This is a genomic window from Psychrobacter sp. 1U1 (assembly GCF_051847535.1).
Lineage (GTDB): Bacteria > Pseudomonadota > Gammaproteobacteria > Pseudomonadales > Moraxellaceae > Psychrobacter > Psychrobacter saeujeotis.
Genome location: NZ_JBPYDD010000003.1, coordinates 337327 through 355313, shown reverse-complemented (window position 1 = coordinate 355313; position 17987 = coordinate 337327). Strand labels below are relative to the sequence as shown.

The following is a 17987-nucleotide window of genomic DNA, read 5'->3' as shown; positions in this document are numbered from 1 at the left end:
AGTTGCTACGTTATGTGAAGCTTCTCGACTGGTATTAATTTTCTTTCCTGCTGTGTCTACACTGACAAAGGCTACAAAAAGTTCATACCAGTCTGGTGCAATGTTTGTATATTAAACCAATTATAATTATTGATTAAAGAAAAACCGCAGCATCTCTTTTGATGCATCTGGTCCTTTAGGGTCAGTGTAAGACCCGGCGCTATTGCCGCCCGCCCAGCTATGCCCAGCACCGTGGATTTTCCAATATTCTAACTGGCTAACTCCTTTACTGTCACGAATCTCTAACTGAGTACTACGACAGTTTTGCTCAGAACATTGCTTATGTTGGTGAGTGGTTAAACCAGTTTCTTGCGCTTGTAAGCGCTGCTTTGCTTGCTCAAAGACCTGCTCGCCATTACGAATACTTACCGTATGATCCTGATCACCATGAAACACAATCATTGGAACGAATTTATTATTACTTGCAGGTTTTAAAGGAGCAGAACCGCCTTGTCGCATCGTCATCATTGCAGACGGCAAATCGGTGGCACTGCGATAAGCCAACCCTGAATGAACGCCAACTGCAGCATACATCTTAGGATAGTTCTCTGCCATAATCACAGCCATTGCAGCGCCTGCAGATAGCCCTGCAATATACACCCGTGATGAGTCCACTGCGTAATCCTCAATAATGGATGTAGTCAAGGCTGCAAGCCATGCAGGCTCGCCTTTACCTTGTTGTTGATCAGAAGGTTTAAACCAGTTCCAACAGCGATTGGGGTTAGCAGAAGCTGGCTGAGAAGGGTAGACGATCAGGCAACGATGCTTTTCTGCCAATTCATTCATACGTGTACCTACTGCAAAATCTTCTGGTGATTGCGTACAGCCGTGGAGCATGACTATTAAAGGTAAGCGTAGGCCGTCTTCCACCGCTTGCGCATAGTTTGAGGGAATATATAGCCGGTAGTCGTGACTGCCTTGAGACGACTTCAGGTTGCCTTTGAGAAACTGTGCATTGTCAGGAATGAACGGCTCACTATGTGTACTGACCCCAGTACGTAAGGCACTTATATCCATAACTGATGGCAAGTCCAGCTTAAAATGCTTCATTTTATCTGTAAAATCTTGCAATTTATCAGGCAGCTTACTAAATAGCTCATCAGTGCCTGTTGGCTTGTCTGTCGGGGACGTGCGATCTTGTGACATTGGCACATCAGATGTTACATCAGGCGCCACATCCTTGATAGGCGTCACATCTTTAATAGGGTTTTTGTCGGTATGGCTGGCTGGTGCTGCCCCACTTAAGTTCTTTTGAATGGCAATGGTGGCTTCTTTTAGCTGACCAGATTTCATAAGTTCCATTGCTTCTTTGAGATGCGGCGGTGTCATATTAAATTTTGAAAAATTCATTGGCTATTTTCCTTGATATATCTATAAAATTTGGGGGAGATAGTAAAAGCAGATGCTTAAACCATTTTGTTAGCCAAAACTGCTTTTATCTCTGGGCTTGCCTGCAGGACGCCTAATACGGTAATGCTTTCAATAGTGGCTTCCACCAGTTCTGGAGTTACATCGGCGGCGATGGTCGCCAGACCCAATACTTGAATATGTAATTTTTCATTACGCTCTTGAACGGCTTCAAGATCGGCGCGTGTGTAATGACGTAGTCCTAACTCTAAGGTTTTACGAGCAACGGTTTGCTGTACCACATCAGCATGTATGGTTAGCTGATTACGTATCGCAGTTCGAATAAAATCCGTGCGATTAGAATAGAAACCCTCCTGTACCATCAAATCTACTTGCCCAAGATCTACGTAGCCTAGGTTGATTGTGACCTTTTCTGTCTCGCCTGCGCGAGCGCGAATAGGCGTTGTATTTTTGCTTGCCATCATATGATCCTTAGAATAAAACTACTTGATATAGCCATAATACTCTATTTATACTCCAATTAGAATCTAATTAGAGTATAAATAAGATATTTTGTAAAAATGATATCTTGCTTAGTCTGTAATCTTAGATAGTTGAGGGTAAAGTAATAGTATAAATTTGCACAGAATGAACAAGTCAATACCAAAAAAATCGACAACACACCGAAGTATGTTGCCGATAGTAGTACCGCGTCTAAATCCTCAGTCGATCAAAAGTAGTAGTATTTAATCGTAATATAATCTATTACAGCTCGATTCTAAAAAGCAAATTGATCAACGTTCATAGTCATGTATGGCTCAACACCTGTACTGATGCGCTGTACGTGCGTCGTAGTACGCGGTAACAACTTAGCAAAATAGAATTGTGCTGTCTTCACCTTGGCATCATAGAAGGCATGTTCACTGTTGCCATTTTTAATTTCAGTTTGAGCAATAAGTGCCATACGTGCCCATAAGTAGGCAAGGGTAACATAGCCACTAAAATACATGTAATCAACGGCAGCACCGCCAACGGCGTCTGGGTTTTCAGTGGCTTGCATACCAATACGTGAAGTCAAGTCACCCCATTCTTTTAGATGCCTGGCAAGTGGACGGATGAACTGTCCCATCTCATCATTGTCTTTATTTTCTTCACAGAACTTCTGAATAATATCGACAAAGTTTGCCAGCAACTTACCTTGTGAGCCTAAGACTTTACGACCAAGTAAATCAAGCGCTTGAATCTCAGTGGTACCTTCGTACAGGCAAGCGATACGGGTGTCACGGACGTTTTGCTCCATACCCCATTCACTGATAAAGCCATGACCACCATAGACTTGTACGCCATGATTGGCGGCCTCTAGACCCGTTTCGGTTAAGAACGCTTTAGCAATCGGCGTCAACAGTGACAGCATTTGGTCAGCAAATTTTAGGTCATCGCCTTCACCTTTTGCGACCGTATCGGCAAAATGAGAGAGATAATATACTAGCGCACGGCCACCTTCAGCAAAGGCTTTTTCAGTCAATAGCATGTTGCGAACAGCTGGATGTACAATGATAGGATCAGCGACTTTGTCTGGTGCTTTTACACCTGATAATGAACGCATTGCTAAACGATCTTTGGCATAAGTCAATGAACCTTGGAACGCATATTCTGCAGCAGTTAAGCCTTGAACAGCAGTACCAATACGTGCCACGTTCATAAAGGTAAACATGCACTGTAGGCCACGGTTTTCAGGACCAATCAAGTAGCCTTTGGCACTATCAAAGTTCATTACACAAGTGGCAGAGGCTTTGATACCCATTTTATGTTCGATAGAGCCGCAAACAACGTTGTTGTTTTCGCCTAAGCTATTGTCTTCATTAACTATCATCTTTGGCACGATAAACAGTGAGATGCCTTTAGTGCCAGCAGGCGCACCTGGCAGACGAGCTAAAACGATATGAATGATGTTTTCAGCCAAGTCATGCTCGCCAGCTGAAATAAAAATCTTTTGACCAGTAATGCTATAGCTACCGTCATCATTCGGCTGCGCTTTGGTACGAATAATACCCAAGTCAGAACCTGCATGTGCTTCAGTAAGACACATAGTACCTGACCATTCGCCAGTGACCATTTTTTCTAAATATGTTTCTTTTTGGCTATCAGTACCGTGGTGCTCAATGGTTTGGATAGCACCATGTGATAAGCCTGGGTACATAGAGAATGACCAGTTAGCCGTACCTACCATCTCGTTGATGACCGTAGATAATGAAAAAGGCATGTTTTGACCGCCAAATTCTTCTTCAGCAGAAAGTGCAGGGAAACCAAGCTCACAGTACTGTTTATAAGCTTCTTTAAAGCCTTTAGGTGTGGTGACCTTGCCATTATCAAAATGACAGCCTTCAGCATCGCCGCTTTGATTCAGTGGTGACAACTCATTTTCAGCAAAGCTTGCAGCCATCTCAAACAGACTGTCCATTAACTCGCGATCAGCTTCTTGAAATTTTGGTAAGCGTTTATAGTGGCTTTCGCTATCAAGTAGCTCATGCATGACGAATTGAATATCACGTAATGGGGCTTTGTACTGCATAACTTCCTGTCCTTTTTTTTGGTATGACCGACAGCAAACAAACGACTTGGTTTGTGGTTATTTTGACTGTTAGTATGTTACTGATATCAGATTTGCCTACACAAAAGACTTAGGGCTACGATATCGGTCATATAATATAACGTTGAAAAATGCTAAAAGAATTATGACTGTATTAGTAAATTCACCTCAAAAGATAGGCGTTCACTAGAAATTATACAAGTTTGGTTATAATACTGATAAGTCATCAACCTAACTTGCATCCTTTATATAATCAGCGTTGAAGGACAAAAAATAGTGCTAAATACGGTACACAGAAAAGCTATATACACAGAAAAGCTATATAAGCCAATCACTATAGTAGTGGTGATAGATTAAATTAATTGAGTCATGCGTCTGGAAGAGACGCATGACTCAACATTTTAGTTGCTATGTCAGCTGAGACAGGGCGACCAAACCAGTAACCTTGCCCATAATCGCAGCCCATTTGTAATAACAAATCACGTTGCTGCTCAGTCTCGATACCTTCGGCGACGGCACTCATATCCAAAGCAGTAGCCAAGTCTAAAATAGCTTTAACAATGGCAGACTGTGTCCGATTATTCACTATTTTATCGATAAAGCTCTTGTCAATTTTAATAAAGTCGAAGGGGTACTCTTGTAAGTAACTAAGAGAGGCGTAACCCGTACCAAAATCATCTAATGACAAACAGACTCCCAGCGCTTTTAGCGCAATAAGCTGTTGCTTAACACTTGCATGCCGCAGCATTAAAGATGACTCAGTAACTTCAATATGTAACTGATGAGGTTGAATAGAATGGTGCGTGAATAGATTGGTTACAAAGTCAAAAAATTCAATATGGCTAAATTCTGCAGCATCGGCATTGATGCAGACATGTTGCGTAAAATTCATCGACTCCCAAATACGAAGCTGCTCAGCGATTTGAACAGCCATCTGACAAAATAAATCAAATGACAGTTTGTGCTTAATAATAGCTTCAATAAAATCTTTTGGTTGTAGCAATCCACGCGTAGGATGCTGCCAACGTACGAGTGCTTCAAAACCAGCGATAGCGCCCGATTCTAAAGTGACTTTAGGCTGATAATAGGGCACGAACTGCTTGGCCGATATGGCTTCACGTAGCTCAGTCTCTAACTGCAAACTGTCGATTGATTCGTGGTTTATCTCGTCGTTATACCAGCAGACATCATCTCCGCCATGCTCTTTGGCATAATGTAACGCTTTTTCAGCTTTATTTAGCAAACTGCTTAACTGGTTACCGTCTTTAGGATAATAACTGACCCCAACCGATATCTGTAAATAAATACTGGTATTTTTTAATACAAATGGTCGCTCGCACATATGCATCAAGCTATCAAGCTCGTGGCGTACTAGATGAGCATCACTAAACTCGAACAATAGCCCAAAATCATCACCGCCTAAGTGTGAAAAACATAGTAGCTGGTTGAGCTCAAGGGCGTTTACTCTAGCAACAAACTCTTTTATAAGCTCATCAACATTGTCTTGTCCAAGGTTATTGACCAAAATACGATAACGATCAATATTTGCTCGAATAATCACTACTTCTTGGAAGCTATCCATTAAGACATCATTGGTCTGACTCAAAAATACTTTACGATTGGGTAGTCCTGTTAACTGATTATGATTGAGTAGATGCGCAACTTGTTGTTGGTCTTCGACGACAGAGGAGATATCGCGTACCATTCCAATATAATAGACAGTTTTGTCTACATAAATCCTGCGATAAGATATATGACAATTGAGTGTGCGTCCATAACGGTTTAGTAGAGCAAAGTTATTTTCATAAAAACCCTCACCATCTAGTCGATTGGAGATATCTTTTAAGATAGACTGCTCTTTTTTTGATAAGAACTCAGCAGCGTAGATACCAAGAGGTCGTCCAATCATGTATGGCTCTTCAAAACCAATCATTATCTCATAAGCAGGATTGATGGACAGGTAGCGTAAATTGGCGTCTAAAATAAATACAGCGTCTTCGAGACGCTCGCACAGCTCCGACATTAGTTGCTGCTTAACTGATGGTGAAAGGGGCGCAAAGGTAGTCATAATTGAGACTCAATAGTCAAGCAAGGATATTAATATTATATTAAAGTCATAAGATAGCGATGGTATATAGAATATAGACAATTGTCTACTAAAGATTATTTTTGATGAGGACTCATGTTTTTCGTTGGTGCAAATAATGAAGCGCATGTAATGTGGCTAGAGCGACAACAGGGGCGGTTTCGGTACGTAAGACTCTGGTCCCAATTTGCCAAGGTGCAAATCCAAAATTGGCGGCTTGCTGGCGTTCATTCTCGCTAAGACCACCCTCAGGGCCAATCAACAGTTCAATATAAGGTGAAGCTTGTGTCAGTACTGTTGGCAACGACTCAGGCATGACAGGTTGATCTGGCGCCGGTACGCTAAGCTGCATACGTAGATCAGCTGGTTGTCGCAATATCTGATAGTAAGGGTCTTGGCTAAGCGTGGAGACAATAGAGCTAACAATCACTTGTAAGTCTGTATCGTTGGTGTCCAAGCCTTGCAGCCAGTCGTCAATAGAAATCGGAGCAAAAATAAGGGGTGGCCGATTTAGTCCGCACTGTTCGCTTGCGGCAATAGCTACTTGCTGCCAGTGTAGTAGCTTTTTATCTACTTGCGCTGGTTTGAGATTCACCTCACCATGATGACTGCTTAACAATTGAATACCAGTCACACCCAGCTCAGTAGCCTTTTGAATCGCATAATCCATCCGATCTCCACGACTCATGACCAAGCCTATTTTGGTATGGATAGGAGCATTGCGATCTTTGTCTGTATGAGCCAACAACGTCACCGTAGCGTTTTTTTTGCCGATGTTTTGCAGCTTTACATGATACTCGCCGCCAAAGCCATCAAATAAAATACCTTCATCTCCGACATTTGCACGCAGTACGCGGCCCCAATGATGTACGATGCTTTCTGTTAAGGCAATATCTGTACCAATGGAGAAAGTACTTAATTTAGGGTAGTTGGCATCAATATCACTGCTAGTAGCATAAAAAAAACGTCTCAAAATGACTGAATCCTATATTTAAACGACAATATTTCTTATATATTTTAGCAAAATATTGTTTAGATAAAAGTATCTCTATAGTAAATAGAGCTTAATATAAAAGTAATTTTTTTATAAAGTTATAACGGTTTGAATGTTTTATATTTAGCATAAAAAAACTGGCACTCCGAAGAACGCCAGTTATGATAAATAATCTGTTATAAGAACTAAGAGACAAGGCCTAAGGCTTCTACTAAGCGCTTGTTTGGCTCAACTTTATTCATGCTATAAAAATGCATGGCTGGCACGCCCTCACTGATAAGACGCTCGCACAAACGATAAACCACCTCAAAACCAAACTCGCGAATAGCGGTGCGGTCATCGCCAAAGTCAGCCAACCGTTTACGCACATAACGTGGAATATCAGCGCCACAACTATCGGCAAAGCGAACGAGGTTACTTGAGTTGGTAATCGGCATGATACCTGCAACCAGCGGCTGAACAGCAGTATCGATACCACGTTTTTCTAAGGTATCTCGCAGATATAAATAGCTATCAGCATTGTAAAAAAACTGCGTAATAGAAGCATTTGCACCAGCTTGGTACTTATTGACCAAATTATCAACATCGAACTCGAAGCTTCGCGCTTGCGGATGCATCTCAGGATACGCAGCCACTTCGATGTGAAAATGCTCGCCTGAGTGCTCACGAATAAACTTAACCAAATCTAGCGCAAACGGTAGCTCACCCATACCGACCTGACCTGACGGTAAATCACCGCGTAGGGCGACCAGCCGCGTGATACCTAGACTCTTATAATGCGTTAGAAGCTCAGCAATCTCGGCCTTGTCGTCACCGATACAAGACATATGCGGTGCAATATCAGTCTCACCGCGCGCGCACAATGCTTGGACAATATTTAAGGTACGGCTACGAGTCGAGCCACCTGCACCATAAGTCACCGAAAAGTAGCTCGGCGACAGTTTATTGAGCTCATCATAAGTACTAAGTAGCTTTTCGTGTCCCAGCTCAGTTTTGGCTGGGAAAAACTCAAAAGAAAAAGCAGGCTTACTCACAATCGCGCTCCTTAGTATTTATAAGCATCAGGCTTAAACGGACCTTCAGCTGGAACACCTAAGTACTCAGCCTGTTTCTCAGTCAGCTTAGTCAATGTACCGTTAAAGCCTGCAACCATCGCAGCAGCGACTTCTTCGTCAAGCTTTTTCGGCAATACTTTGACATATAAATTATCGAAGCGCTCATCAACAGGAAGCTCAGCAAATCTTTCTTCGAACAGATACATTTGGGCTAATACTTGGTTGGCAAATGAGCCGTCCATCACGCGTGATGGGTGTCCTGTGGCATTACCTAAGTTGACTAGGCGACCTTCGGCAAGCAAAATCAGATAATCGTTTTCATCATCTGAGCGGAAAATTTGATGCACTTGTGGTTTGATCTCAACCCAGCGCCAGTTGTCACGCATAAACTGAGTATCGATTTCGGTGTCAAAGTGACCGATGTTACAGACGACGGCACCAGGCTTTAGCGCCGCTAGCATATGTTTATCGCAAACATGATAGTTACCAGTCGTGGTAACAATCAGATCAGTATCTTCTAACAGGCGAGTGTTGATGTTATCCGCGCCGCCAGTGTTGTCACCATTGATATACGGAGACAATACTTCGTAGCCATCCATACAGGCTTGCATAGCACAGATAGGATCGACTTCTGATACTCGTACGATCATGCCTTCTTGGCGTAAGCTTTGGGTTGAGCCTTTACCCACATCGCCATAACCGATAACTAATGCGCGGCGACCAGCAAGGAACATGTCAGTAGCACGTTTGATAGCGTCATTTAAGCTATGACGGCAGCCATATTTGTTGTCGTTTTTAGACTTGGTAACCGCATCGTTGACGTTGATTGCAGGTACTTTTAGCGTGCCTTTACCCAGCATCTCAACCAAGCGATGCACGCCAGTGGTGGTCTCTTCTGAGATACCGTGGATGTTATCAAGCATCTGGGCATAATCGTTATGAATTAACGCGGTTAAATCGCCGCCATCATCCAAGATTAAGTTAGCATCCCAAAGCTGACCTGATTCTTCGCCGCCAACGTGGATTTGTTGACGCAAGCACCATTCGTACTCTTCTTCTGTTTCGCCTTTCCAAGCAAATACAGGCACACCCGCAGCAGCAATAGCTGCAGCAGCATGGTCTTGAGTTGAGAAGATGTTACATGAAGTCCAGCGTACTTCAGCACCTAGCGCGACTAATGTCTCGATAAGAACGGCAGTCTGAATCGTCATGTGGATACAGCCAGCGATTTTGGCGCCTTTAAGCGGTTGCTCATCTTGGTAGCGACGACGCAGACCCATAAGGGCAGGCATTTCGGCTTCGGCTAGCGTGATTTCACGGCGACCATAATCAGCAAGGCTGATGTCAGCAACTTTATAGTCGGTGAAAGAGGGGTTGATCGTATGGGCAGATGGTATGTTAGACACTGCGTCCATAATATGCTCCTATCAGTTAATAGATAAAAAGAATAAAAACGCAGGTGCCGTTATTTGCGCTGTTCATAACCAAAAATGGTAATGAACAGTTAACCGAGCCTAACATAACAAATGATTTGCAAAGCAATTTAGCTCAAATGCAGTAATCGATAATTATGGCGCAACACCTCTCGGAGGTCGTTATTGTAATTGATGAATCCGTGATTGTCACCTATTGGATAACATAAATATTAGACAGTAAAGGTATGAGTAATCTTGTTTTTTTGATCAGCACAAAAAAAGACCATCATTGGATGGCCTCTCTTATTCTTAATAAATGCTTTTTAATTTGCCAGCAGTTTAGTACCAATCATAAGTTAAAGAGCCGAAATAGCTGGTGCCTTCTGTGGCATATTCATTACCGAATTGGCTGGCAAGGGTATAGTCCTCGTCAGTAATATTATCCACACGCAAGTTAGCGCGAAGATTAGGATTGATATAAACAGCGCCGCTCAAATTAAGCAACGTGTAACTATCAAGCTTATTGTTTTCGGCCGTGACTCTATTATCAGTATGTTTGGCTTCAAGGCGAACATCGAACGTAGGTTGCTGATAACCCACATAAACCATACCGCTGTTTTTAGGACGATAGGCAAGCTGTTGATTATAGCTGGCGCTATTTGCCGTTTTGTCCTTTGCGTCTAAGTAGTCATAACCGAGACCAAATATGAAGGCATTCATATTCCAGTCTGAGGTCAAGCTCAATCCTTTGATTTTCGCTTCACTGATATTTGTCGCATTAGAAATCAGGTCTTCTGCATCGGTATAATAGCCTGTCAGTCGTGACGTTTGAGCTTCATTAGCGTATTCAACGAATACCTCTGTGTTCTCCGTTTTTTCGGGCTTTAGATTGGGGTTGCTAAAACCAGGCCAGTATAAGTCATTAAACGTTGGTGCACGAAATCCAGTGGCATAGTTGGCACCAATTCGCATGCCAGCCAACGGGCGTATAGCTGCGCCTAAATTGTAGGTGCTCTCATTACCATACTGTGAGTTGTCATCTAAGCGATAGTTGGCTTGCAGGTCATAATAATACTCTGACAATTGATAACCAACAAAAGCACTTTTGACCGTTCTATCGTCAGGGTTGTAAGTGGTTTGCACGGCAGGATCAGGGAAGCCTGAAAAATCCAAAACATCTGATGCGTCTAGTTTCTGTGACAACCATTCTGCGCCAACAATCACAGTACCAGGTCGCGCGTTAATACTGGTCTCTAAGCGTGCTTGCTCTTGCGTGGTATCGTACTGACTGCCTTCTTGATAATTAATAGAGTTGGCATCATGAGAAGTGGACTTGTCAATACTTTGACCATAGCTAAGCTTACTGACCGTCAAAGGCGTTTTGTATTGAAGATAAGCATTTGCACTGCCGTTTTTTTGATCTGAATAGGCATTTGGAAACGCGTTTCCTGCTGAGTCAATATCAGTGGTAGAGTCGGTATACAAGGCACTTATTCCCGCGCTTAGCGAGTCTGATAGCTTATGCTGCAATGCCAAACTGGCATTGGTAGATTTAAAGCCATCATCGTCTGCGTTGAAATCATAGGAGTCAGAGTTGGCAATAGCGTTAAACCCATCTGTTTCATTGCGACTGACACCCAAGCTTAATGAGGAAGTGTCATTTTTAAGCTGACCTGTTATACCGACTTGGTAATGATTGTTACTACCATAACCAACAGTCGTAGAAACATTGGATTGTTCTACATTATTGCCCTTGGTGAAAATTTGAATAACACCGCCCATGGCGTCAGAACCGTAAATACTAGAACCAGAGGCACCGTATAAAATTTCGATGCGATCAATTTGGTCTGCGGATAACAAGTTCAGAGAAGGGCTGCCTAAGGAGATAGAGCCATATCGTATACCATCGATAATCACCAATACTTGCTTACTATCAAAGCCACGCATATAAAAATTACTGGCTGTACCCATGCCGCCACTTTGGGTAATATTGATACCAGGCTGATTTTTTAGTACATCAGTGACAGTTTGACCTCGATAACGCTGCAACTCTTCGCTATTAATCACCCGAGTCTGAGCAATAACGTTACTGGTTTTAGTAGGCGTACGCGTGGCGGTGACGACGATTTTATCAAGCTCAACTTGTGGCAGCTCATTATTATCAGTGACAGTATCTAGTTCAGGGCTGACAGGTGTGACAGCCATTGCTGTATTTATAGAAAGTAAGCCCAATACGCTTAAAATACTACAACGTAGATAAGTAGATGAAGAAGAGCGTGATAATAACATAATGATTTCCAAGGTTACGAAAGCAAAGATTGAGAAAGAAGTGTTACAAAAAGTAGTGGACAGCTTATACAACGCTTATTATCTATAAAAACGATTACTTTATAAACCATTTAAACCTAATGTTTCCTCATGGTAAGTTGAATGTTTTTCACCATACACTGCGAGAAGTTCATGCAAATACTTCGGCAATATTTTTATAACTCTTTAATAGATGAGGATGACATAGTATAAATAAGAATTAAAAATATAAATTACTATGAAAACGTGCAATCAAAGCCACTAATTTTATGAATAATTGTTATGATAGCGGCAGATATTATCCATTATCACCAGTTGTGCTACTACTAAAGTTAAGAGGTTGGTTTTGTTCATTAAGCGTGATCTGAGTTTTAACACTATATTACCCCTATTGATGTCATCAATTAAAATGCCATTGGCAATGATTGTACTTTTGGCCTTGATGATATTGAGCGCGATAATGCCTCATAGCGTCATGGCTGCTGAACCTGGTGCGCTTGGTGTAAGTACTGGTAGTGAAGAGAGCGTACGCCAGACATTGCCTGACTCGTTTGGACGCGATACTCCGCGCCATACAGTACAAGGGTTTATCAGTGCGCTGGGCGAAAATGATTACCTACTGGCGAGTAATTACCTGAATCTAACCAAATCTGATAATCCGACGACGGCGGTACGCGAGTTTAAGCAAGCGCTTGATGCTGGTGGACGCTTTCAGCCTGACTTGCAAATCAATAATACCCCTGAAGGTAACCTAACCGATCAGCTACCACCAAGCCAAGAAAACGTAGGTAATATCAGTATTGGCGAAAAAAGTGTGCCGTTATTACTTGAAAGAGTCGTGTCCAGGCAAGGCGAGCAGTACTGGCAGTTTTCTACTGAGACGCTAAGCTCTATACCAGAAGTATTAGAAAACACCAAGCCCACTTTGGTGTCTCGTTATACATTTGAGTCACTAGAAGATAAAAAGCTCTTTGGCTATCAATTGGCTGATCTGGTCGCTGCGCTTGCTATGGTTGTTAGTAGCTTTGTACTGACTTATATCATGGTCTGGCTACTGTATCATTTACTAAAAATTGTTTACCCGCGAGTACGCAACACCCCGTTACCTGTACCGGACAAAGTTATCTTGCCACTGGCTGTTGTTATCATGGCATTGATCTTGTCAGAGGTGATGGTCTATGCAGGCGTGTCAGTAACGCTACGGGAACCCGTTAACCGTTTTACTGAAATCGCTTCTTGGCTTGCAATAACATGGTTGCTGCTACGAGTCATCGATGCGATCTTTACTCGTGCGGTTAACCTAAGCTATAAGAAAAACTATACTGAACGCGTCTCTATCTTAGGTCTATTGCGAAAAGTCGTCAAAGCCTTGCTGCTTATCTTTGCTGTCATTGTTATCTTTGGCAATCTAGGGTTTGATTTGACCACCGGTATTGCCGCATTGGGGGTTGGTGGTTTAGCATTAGCACTTGGTGCGCAAAAGACCATCGAAAATCTGGTTGGTAGTGTGGTCGTAGTGGCAGATTCGCCAGTGCGGATAGGTGACTATTGTAAGTTTGGCACGTATGAAGGCACAGTGGTTGATATCGGTATTCGCTCATCACGCGTACGTACACTATCACGAACCATTGTGACCGTGCCTAATGGCGATTTTTCGTCTATGCAAATTGAGAACTTTACCTCTCGTGATATGTTCCGCTTTTACCATCAGTTATATCTTAAGCGTACTGCTGATATCGAAGTGGTCTTTAAAATGGTCAAAGACTTAGACGAGTTTTTAAATGAGCATTATTTGACCAACCAAGAATGGAATCAGGTCAATATTTTAGAGCTGCGTCAAGACTGTTACGTTATTCAATTACAAGCCTATATCAATGCTAACGATGTGATGGAATTTTACGACAAACAAAACGTTGTGTTCGTCGATGTGCTTAACCAAGTCGCAAAATACAAAGTCGAGCATGCACTACCAACGCAGCAGCTGATTGTCAATCAAGCTGAGCTTGAACATCATCGAGAAAACAACCATGACACTGATGGTCAAGAAAATGATAGTGAGCGTCGTGCAAACAACTCTGAAGAAGATACGACAAAGGATAACACCAGTGAAGTTGATACCAGTGCTGATAATGACAAGCAAGAAGAGGGCATTGATTTAGACAAAAGTGTCAACCGTACTAAAAGTGCCGAAGCAGCGGCAAAACAAAAAAGAAAAGCTAAAAAGGCTGAGGCCAAAAAAGCGCATAAAAGCAGGAACTATGCTTTAGCAAAGCGTAAATTTAAGCGTGCTAAAAAGAACTTTAGTCTTTCTATATGGAATCAGCCCTAAAGTAGAGGTTTATGCTACTACTTATAGTGCTATAAACATTTGTTACTATTAATGCTATGAAGACAAGGCGTCAGTTTTATAAAGGGATAGCGGTTTTGTTACGCAGCGAGCCATAGTACGACCAAAGCAGGAGACTGGCAGCGCTACGATGCGGTGACCAGTCTTGCGTCAGATTGTTTAATTGTTTTGGCGTGGGGCGCTCAGGTAAATCCAGTAGTGTCATCGCGGCAACTTTAATCGCCAAATCATCGATAGCAAGCACATCAGCGCGTTTTAAAGAAAACAATAAATACATCTCGGCTGTCCAACGTCCGATGCCAGTAACAACGGTTAAGGTTTTTATTACTGTCTCATTTGACATGGTTTCTAGTACTGCAAAGTCTATATCGTGCTCTACTAAGGATCGGACATAGCGGGTCTTTTGTTTAGATAAACCTTGCTCTCGTAACGCCTCGTCTGTTGCTTTAGTAATCTTTTGCGGAGTTGTCAAATTGGCATCAACCAATCGTTGCCAAATACTGGCTGCGGCAGTGACTGACAACTGTTGCCCAACCATCGCTCTCATTAATTGCTTAAACCCACCTGCATTGTGCCTAAGGTTTGGCACGCCAACTTGCTCATAGGCGGCCGCGAACCTTGGTTCGATAACTATCAAAGCGCTAATGTGGTTTTTTAGCTCCTCAGAATTTTCAATGGTTTGTATATTCATAATTGATTTACTTTATTTATTACTGTACTGAAATTACTGTACTAAAATTCAGCAGATATGCAACACAAGAAATACTCATTTGTATAAAAAAAGACTGCTTATTGGCAGTCTTTTTTTACTTTACCCTAAGGTTTATTCACCATCGACTTTAGGCTTTTTGAGCAATACTAGCACTGCGCCATTGCCGCCATCTTTGGGCGGGGCAGAGCAAAAGGCCAATACTTCTGGTAGCTGTCGTAGCCAGCCATTTACGCAAGTTTTTAGAATGGCCTCAGAACCTTTGCCATGGACGATTTTTACCATGGTTTCATTTTTTTGCTTGGCTTGGCTAAGTAGCTGAGTCATCGCCTCACGTGCTTCTTCTATAGTGCAGCCATGAATATCTACTGCATCATACCAACGTAATTTGCCTTTTTTAAGCTGATCAAATATCTTATTTTGTAGAGTCGGCTGTTTGTAAGATAAATAAGCTTCGCTAGCGACAGGATTGAGTAGTGCTTGCATATCTGATAAGCCTGCACCTAAATCACTGGCTTCGCCACCTTGAGCAGCCGCACGTTTTGACAGAGTGGCTGCATCAGGTTTGCGCGCCTTTGCTGTACTGGCAGGAGAACGGACGTTTTTGTCTTCAAGCTGGCTTACACCGTGCATCGCTTGCATAAACAGAACTTTATCATCATCGACATGTTCACTGTCTAACTGTTTAACTGTTTTTTTGACTTGCTTTTGCGTTGGCAGTGACACAGGTTCTGTCGGTTTTTGGTTTTCACCTTCAGGCGAGTTGGTATCGCGTCCTTTACTCAATTGGCCTTTTAGCTCTTTGAGTTGATCCTGCATTTCTTTTGAAAATAGAGAGTTTGACATAAAAGTTAGTGTACGTTGGTTGATGGAGAAATGATTAGATAATTTATATGAGGGTCATTTTTAGTTACTTTACTCGTCTGTAGCGACGCCTGCAAGTAAGGATTGTAACGCTTGTCCAGGATGATAGGTTTTCATAAACTGCTCACCGATTAAAAAGTGCTGGATATTGTTATCTAACATCAAGCGAATATCAGTGCTGCTATGAATGCCGCTTTCAGTGACGATAAGCGGTTTATACGTGCTATCAATATCAGCTGCTAATGCGTCGATTAAAATATTTTTCAAATTAAGCGTGGTTTGCAAATCGACATCGAAAGTATTCAAATCACGATTATTAATACCATAGATATTGTGCTCGGAGCGTGGCAGTTTTAATGCGCGCTCAAGCTCAGCCTTGGTATGTACTTCAATCAATACATCCATACCAAGCTCAATACTGAGCGCATGCAGCTCATATGCTTGCTCATCATCAAGGCAGGCCATAATGAGTAGTATGCAGTCAGCACCCAACAAGTAGGATTGATAAATTTGGTACACATCGATCATAAAGTCTTTACGTAGTATCGGCAGGCTTGCAGCATTAGCAGCGGCGATAAGGTAGCTATCATGGCCTTGAAAGTAATCACGATCGGTGAGAACAGACAGACAACTGGCACCTGCATGCTCATATTGCTGGGCAAATAAAGCCGGGGCAAAGTTGTGATTGATGATGCCTTTAGAAGGAGAGGCTTTTTTGATTTCAGCGATGATGCCGATACCACTCTCGCTAGTGCTGGCCGCGCGCAATGCCTGAGCAAAGCCGCGACGCGGACGCGTATCAGCCGCTACTTGTGCTTGCAGCTCTGTAAGCGATAGTTCCTCACGAGCCGTTTTTACTTCTTCTACTTTGGTTGCGACAATTCGCTGTAATACTGAAGGTATGTCTGAGTGGGTCATGCTCGTATCCAGTTATCGTTAAAGGTAAATAAGCAGCAGTGGCTGATTGACTATTTTAGATAAAGAGTCTTGCATTGGTTACGCGTTGGCTGCCAGCTGCTGAGTATATTGTGCTAAAGACTCAAGCTTGGTTAAGGCGTCACCATTTTGTATCACCTTTTGCGCGCGGCTGACACCATTTGGGTAGTTGCTGGCAAGTCCCGCCGTATATATCGCTGCCCCTGCGTTTAGTGCAATCATATCACGCGCTTTGAGTACTGCACGGTCGTGGGTATCGGTGCCTGATAGGGCCGCGCGTATCAGCTCAAGACTCTGCGCAGGAGAGTCGACATCGAGACCGATAAGGGTTTGTGACTCGACACCGGCATCTTCTGGCATCATCTCATAAACTGATATTTCACCGTCTTTTAACTCAGCAACCGTGGTCGAGGTCGCAAGGCTGATTTCATCTAGGCCGTCCTTTGCACCGACCACCATGACATGACGCGCGCCTAAGTTTCTCATCACCTTAGCGATAGGCTCACACAGCTCAGCGGTAAAGACGCCAATCACCAGATTGGGTACGCTGGCAGGATTGGTTAATGGGCCTAAAATATTAAATATCGTCCGTGCTTTTAGCTCACGACGTACTGGGTTGGCATTACGCATGGCACTATGGTGATTGGGCGCAAACAAAAAGCCTATCCCTTCATTTTCTATACATTGTTTGGCTTGCTCAGGACTAAGTGCCAAGCTGATACCTGCTTGTTCTAATAAGTCTGAGCTACCAGATTTGGTAGACACACCGCGGTTACCGTGTTTAGCCACTTGCGCGCCAGCTGCCGCAGCCACGAGGGCTGAGGCGGTAGAGACGTTGAATAAGTTGGCACCATCACCGCCAGTACCGACGATATCGACCAAATAGTCGCAGTTTTTTGGGTCTATATTGGCAGCCAAAGCACGCATAGCGCTGGCCGAGGCGGTAATCTCATCAATAGATTCACCCTTCATGCGCAGACCAGTCAATATAGCCCCCATCATGGCATCGCTACATCTGCCTTGCATGATAATCAGCATGACTTTGTACATCTCATTAAACGTTAGATCAATGTGCTGAAAGATTCTACCTAATGCTGTTGTTAATAGTTTATGCGTCTCTTCGTCAGATAATTGAATAATATCATCTGGCATATCGGCGGCTAGTTTATAGTCTTCCTGTAACTGATCAATGGTCATTAAAGTCTCACTTTTTTATATTTATATTCGTTTTAATTGGCTTTTTGGGCGTGTCAATTTATGTTTTTCAAAAGTGCTCCGTACATGAGCTTAGACAACAT

13 protein-coding genes are annotated in these 17987 nt (G+C 42.8%); 1 reads left to right on the top strand and 12 read right to left on the bottom strand.

All coding sequences use genetic code 11. The features are described 5' to 3' along the window. Positions 1-126 precede the first annotated feature (126 nt). The 8 genes from ACS8FB_RS05985 to ACS8FB_RS05950 form a co-directional block, all read right to left on the bottom strand. A complete protein-coding gene (locus ACS8FB_RS05985) occupies positions 127-1389 on the bottom strand; it encodes an extracellular catalytic domain type 1 short-chain-length polyhydroxyalkanoate depolymerase (RefSeq protein WP_439261516.1) in 1263 nt (420 codons plus the stop codon). Between the two features lie 56 nt (positions 1390-1445). After that, positions 1446-1868 carry a hypothetical protein gene (locus tag ACS8FB_RS05980; protein ID WP_439261515.1) on the bottom strand — a complete coding sequence of 141 codons (423 nt, stop codon included), beginning with the start codon at positions 1866-1868 and terminating at the stop codon, positions 1446-1448. Positions 1869-2164: 296 nt separating this feature from the next. Then, entirely contained in the window at positions 2165-3958 is a 1794-nt protein-coding gene (locus tag ACS8FB_RS05975; protein WP_439261514.1) for an acyl-CoA dehydrogenase C-terminal domain-containing protein, read from the bottom strand. A gap of 385 nt (positions 3959-4343) precedes the next feature. Further along, on the bottom strand, positions 4344-6044 hold the full coding sequence (locus ACS8FB_RS05970; RefSeq protein WP_439261513.1) for a putative bifunctional diguanylate cyclase/phosphodiesterase: 1701 nt from the start codon (positions 6042-6044) through the stop codon (positions 4344-4346). A 112-nt stretch (positions 6045-6156) separates the two neighbouring features. After that, entirely contained in the window at positions 6157-7035 is an 879-nt protein-coding gene (locus tag ACS8FB_RS05965; protein WP_439261512.1) for a 16S rRNA (uracil(1498)-N(3))-methyltransferase, read from the bottom strand. Between the two features lie 206 nt (positions 7036-7241). Then, positions 7242-8090 (bottom strand): methylenetetrahydrofolate reductase, encoded by an 849-nt coding sequence (locus ACS8FB_RS05960; protein WP_439261511.1) that lies wholly within the window; start codon positions 8088-8090, stop codon positions 7242-7244. A gap of 11 nt (positions 8091-8101) precedes the next feature. Next, complete coding sequence (gene ahcY, locus ACS8FB_RS05955; RefSeq protein ID WP_439261510.1) at positions 8102-9526, bottom strand: adenosylhomocysteinase; 1425 nt, start codon at positions 9524-9526, stop codon at positions 8102-8104. Positions 9527-9865: 339 nt separating this feature from the next. Continuing rightward, positions 9866-11815, bottom strand: coding sequence for a TonB-dependent receptor (locus ACS8FB_RS05950; protein WP_439261509.1), 1950 nt, complete (start codon positions 11813-11815; stop codon positions 9866-9868). A 478-nt stretch (positions 11816-12293) separates the two neighbouring features. Here ACS8FB_RS05950 and ACS8FB_RS05945 point away from each other — a divergent pair, with 478 nt between their 5' ends. After that, on the top strand, positions 12294-14162 hold the full coding sequence (locus ACS8FB_RS05945; RefSeq protein WP_439261508.1) for a mechanosensitive ion channel family protein: 1869 nt from the start codon (positions 12294-12296) through the stop codon (positions 14160-14162). A 76-nt stretch (positions 14163-14238) separates the two neighbouring features. Here ACS8FB_RS05945 and ACS8FB_RS05940 read toward each other — a convergent pair whose 3' ends face one another. From ACS8FB_RS05940 to trpD, 4 genes are all read right to left on the bottom strand, one after another. Then, positions 14239-14871 carry a DNA-3-methyladenine glycosylase family protein gene (locus tag ACS8FB_RS05940; protein ID WP_439261507.1) on the bottom strand — a complete coding sequence of 211 codons (633 nt, stop codon included), beginning with the start codon at positions 14869-14871 and terminating at the stop codon, positions 14239-14241. Between the two features lie 132 nt (positions 14872-15003). Then, positions 15004-15735, bottom strand: coding sequence for a Smr/MutS family protein (locus ACS8FB_RS05935; RefSeq protein ID WP_439261506.1), 732 nt, complete (start codon positions 15733-15735; stop codon positions 15004-15006). 69 nt (positions 15736-15804) lie between these two features. Continuing rightward, positions 15805-16671, bottom strand: coding sequence for an indole-3-glycerol phosphate synthase TrpC (gene trpC / locus ACS8FB_RS05930; RefSeq protein WP_439261505.1), 867 nt, complete (start codon positions 16669-16671; stop codon positions 15805-15807). A 78-nt stretch (positions 16672-16749) separates the two neighbouring features. Beyond that, positions 16750-17841 (bottom strand): anthranilate phosphoribosyltransferase, encoded by a 1092-nt coding sequence (gene trpD / locus ACS8FB_RS05925; protein WP_439261640.1) that lies wholly within the window; start codon positions 17839-17841, stop codon positions 16750-16752. Between the last annotated feature and the right edge of the window lie 146 nt (positions 17842-17987).

What these genes read in the sequence shown, in the direction of transcription:
- ACS8FB_RS05985 (WP_439261516.1), bottom strand. Translation starts at nt 1,389, where the DNA reads ATGAATTTTTCAAAATTTAATATGACACCGCCGCATCTCAAAGAAGCA.
- ACS8FB_RS05980 (WP_439261515.1), bottom strand. Translation starts at nt 1,868, where the DNA reads ATGGCAAGCAAAAATACAACGCCTATTCGCGCTCGCGCAGGCGAGACA.
- ACS8FB_RS05975 (WP_439261514.1), bottom strand. Translation starts at nt 3,958, where the DNA reads ATGCAGTACAAAGCCCCATTACGTGATATTCAATTCGTCATGCATGAG.
- ACS8FB_RS05970 (WP_439261513.1), bottom strand. Translation starts at nt 6,044, where the DNA reads ATGACTACCTTTGCGCCCCTTTCACCATCAGTTAAGCAGCAACTAATG.
- ahcY (WP_439261510.1), bottom strand. Translation starts at nt 9,526, where the DNA reads ATGGACGCAGTGTCTAACATACCATCTGCCCATACGATCAACCCCTCT.
- ACS8FB_RS05950 (WP_439261509.1), bottom strand. Translation starts at nt 11,815, where the DNA reads ATGTTATTATCACGCTCTTCTTCATCTACTTATCTACGTTGTAGTATT.
- ACS8FB_RS05945 (WP_439261508.1), top strand. Translation starts at nt 12,294, where the DNA reads ATGCCTCATAGCGTCATGGCTGCTGAACCTGGTGCGCTTGGTGTAAGT.
- ACS8FB_RS05940 (WP_439261507.1), bottom strand. Translation starts at nt 14,871, where the DNA reads ATGAATATACAAACCATTGAAAATTCTGAGGAGCTAAAAAACCACATT.
- ACS8FB_RS05935 (WP_439261506.1), bottom strand. Translation starts at nt 15,735, where the DNA reads ATGTCAAACTCTCTATTTTCAAAAGAAATGCAGGATCAACTCAAAGAG.
- trpC (WP_439261505.1), bottom strand. Translation starts at nt 16,671, where the DNA reads ATGACCCACTCAGACATACCTTCAGTATTACAGCGAATTGTCGCAACC.
- trpD (WP_439261640.1), bottom strand. Translation starts at nt 17,841, where the DNA reads ATGCCAGATGATATTATTCAATTATCTGACGAAGAGACGCATAAACTA.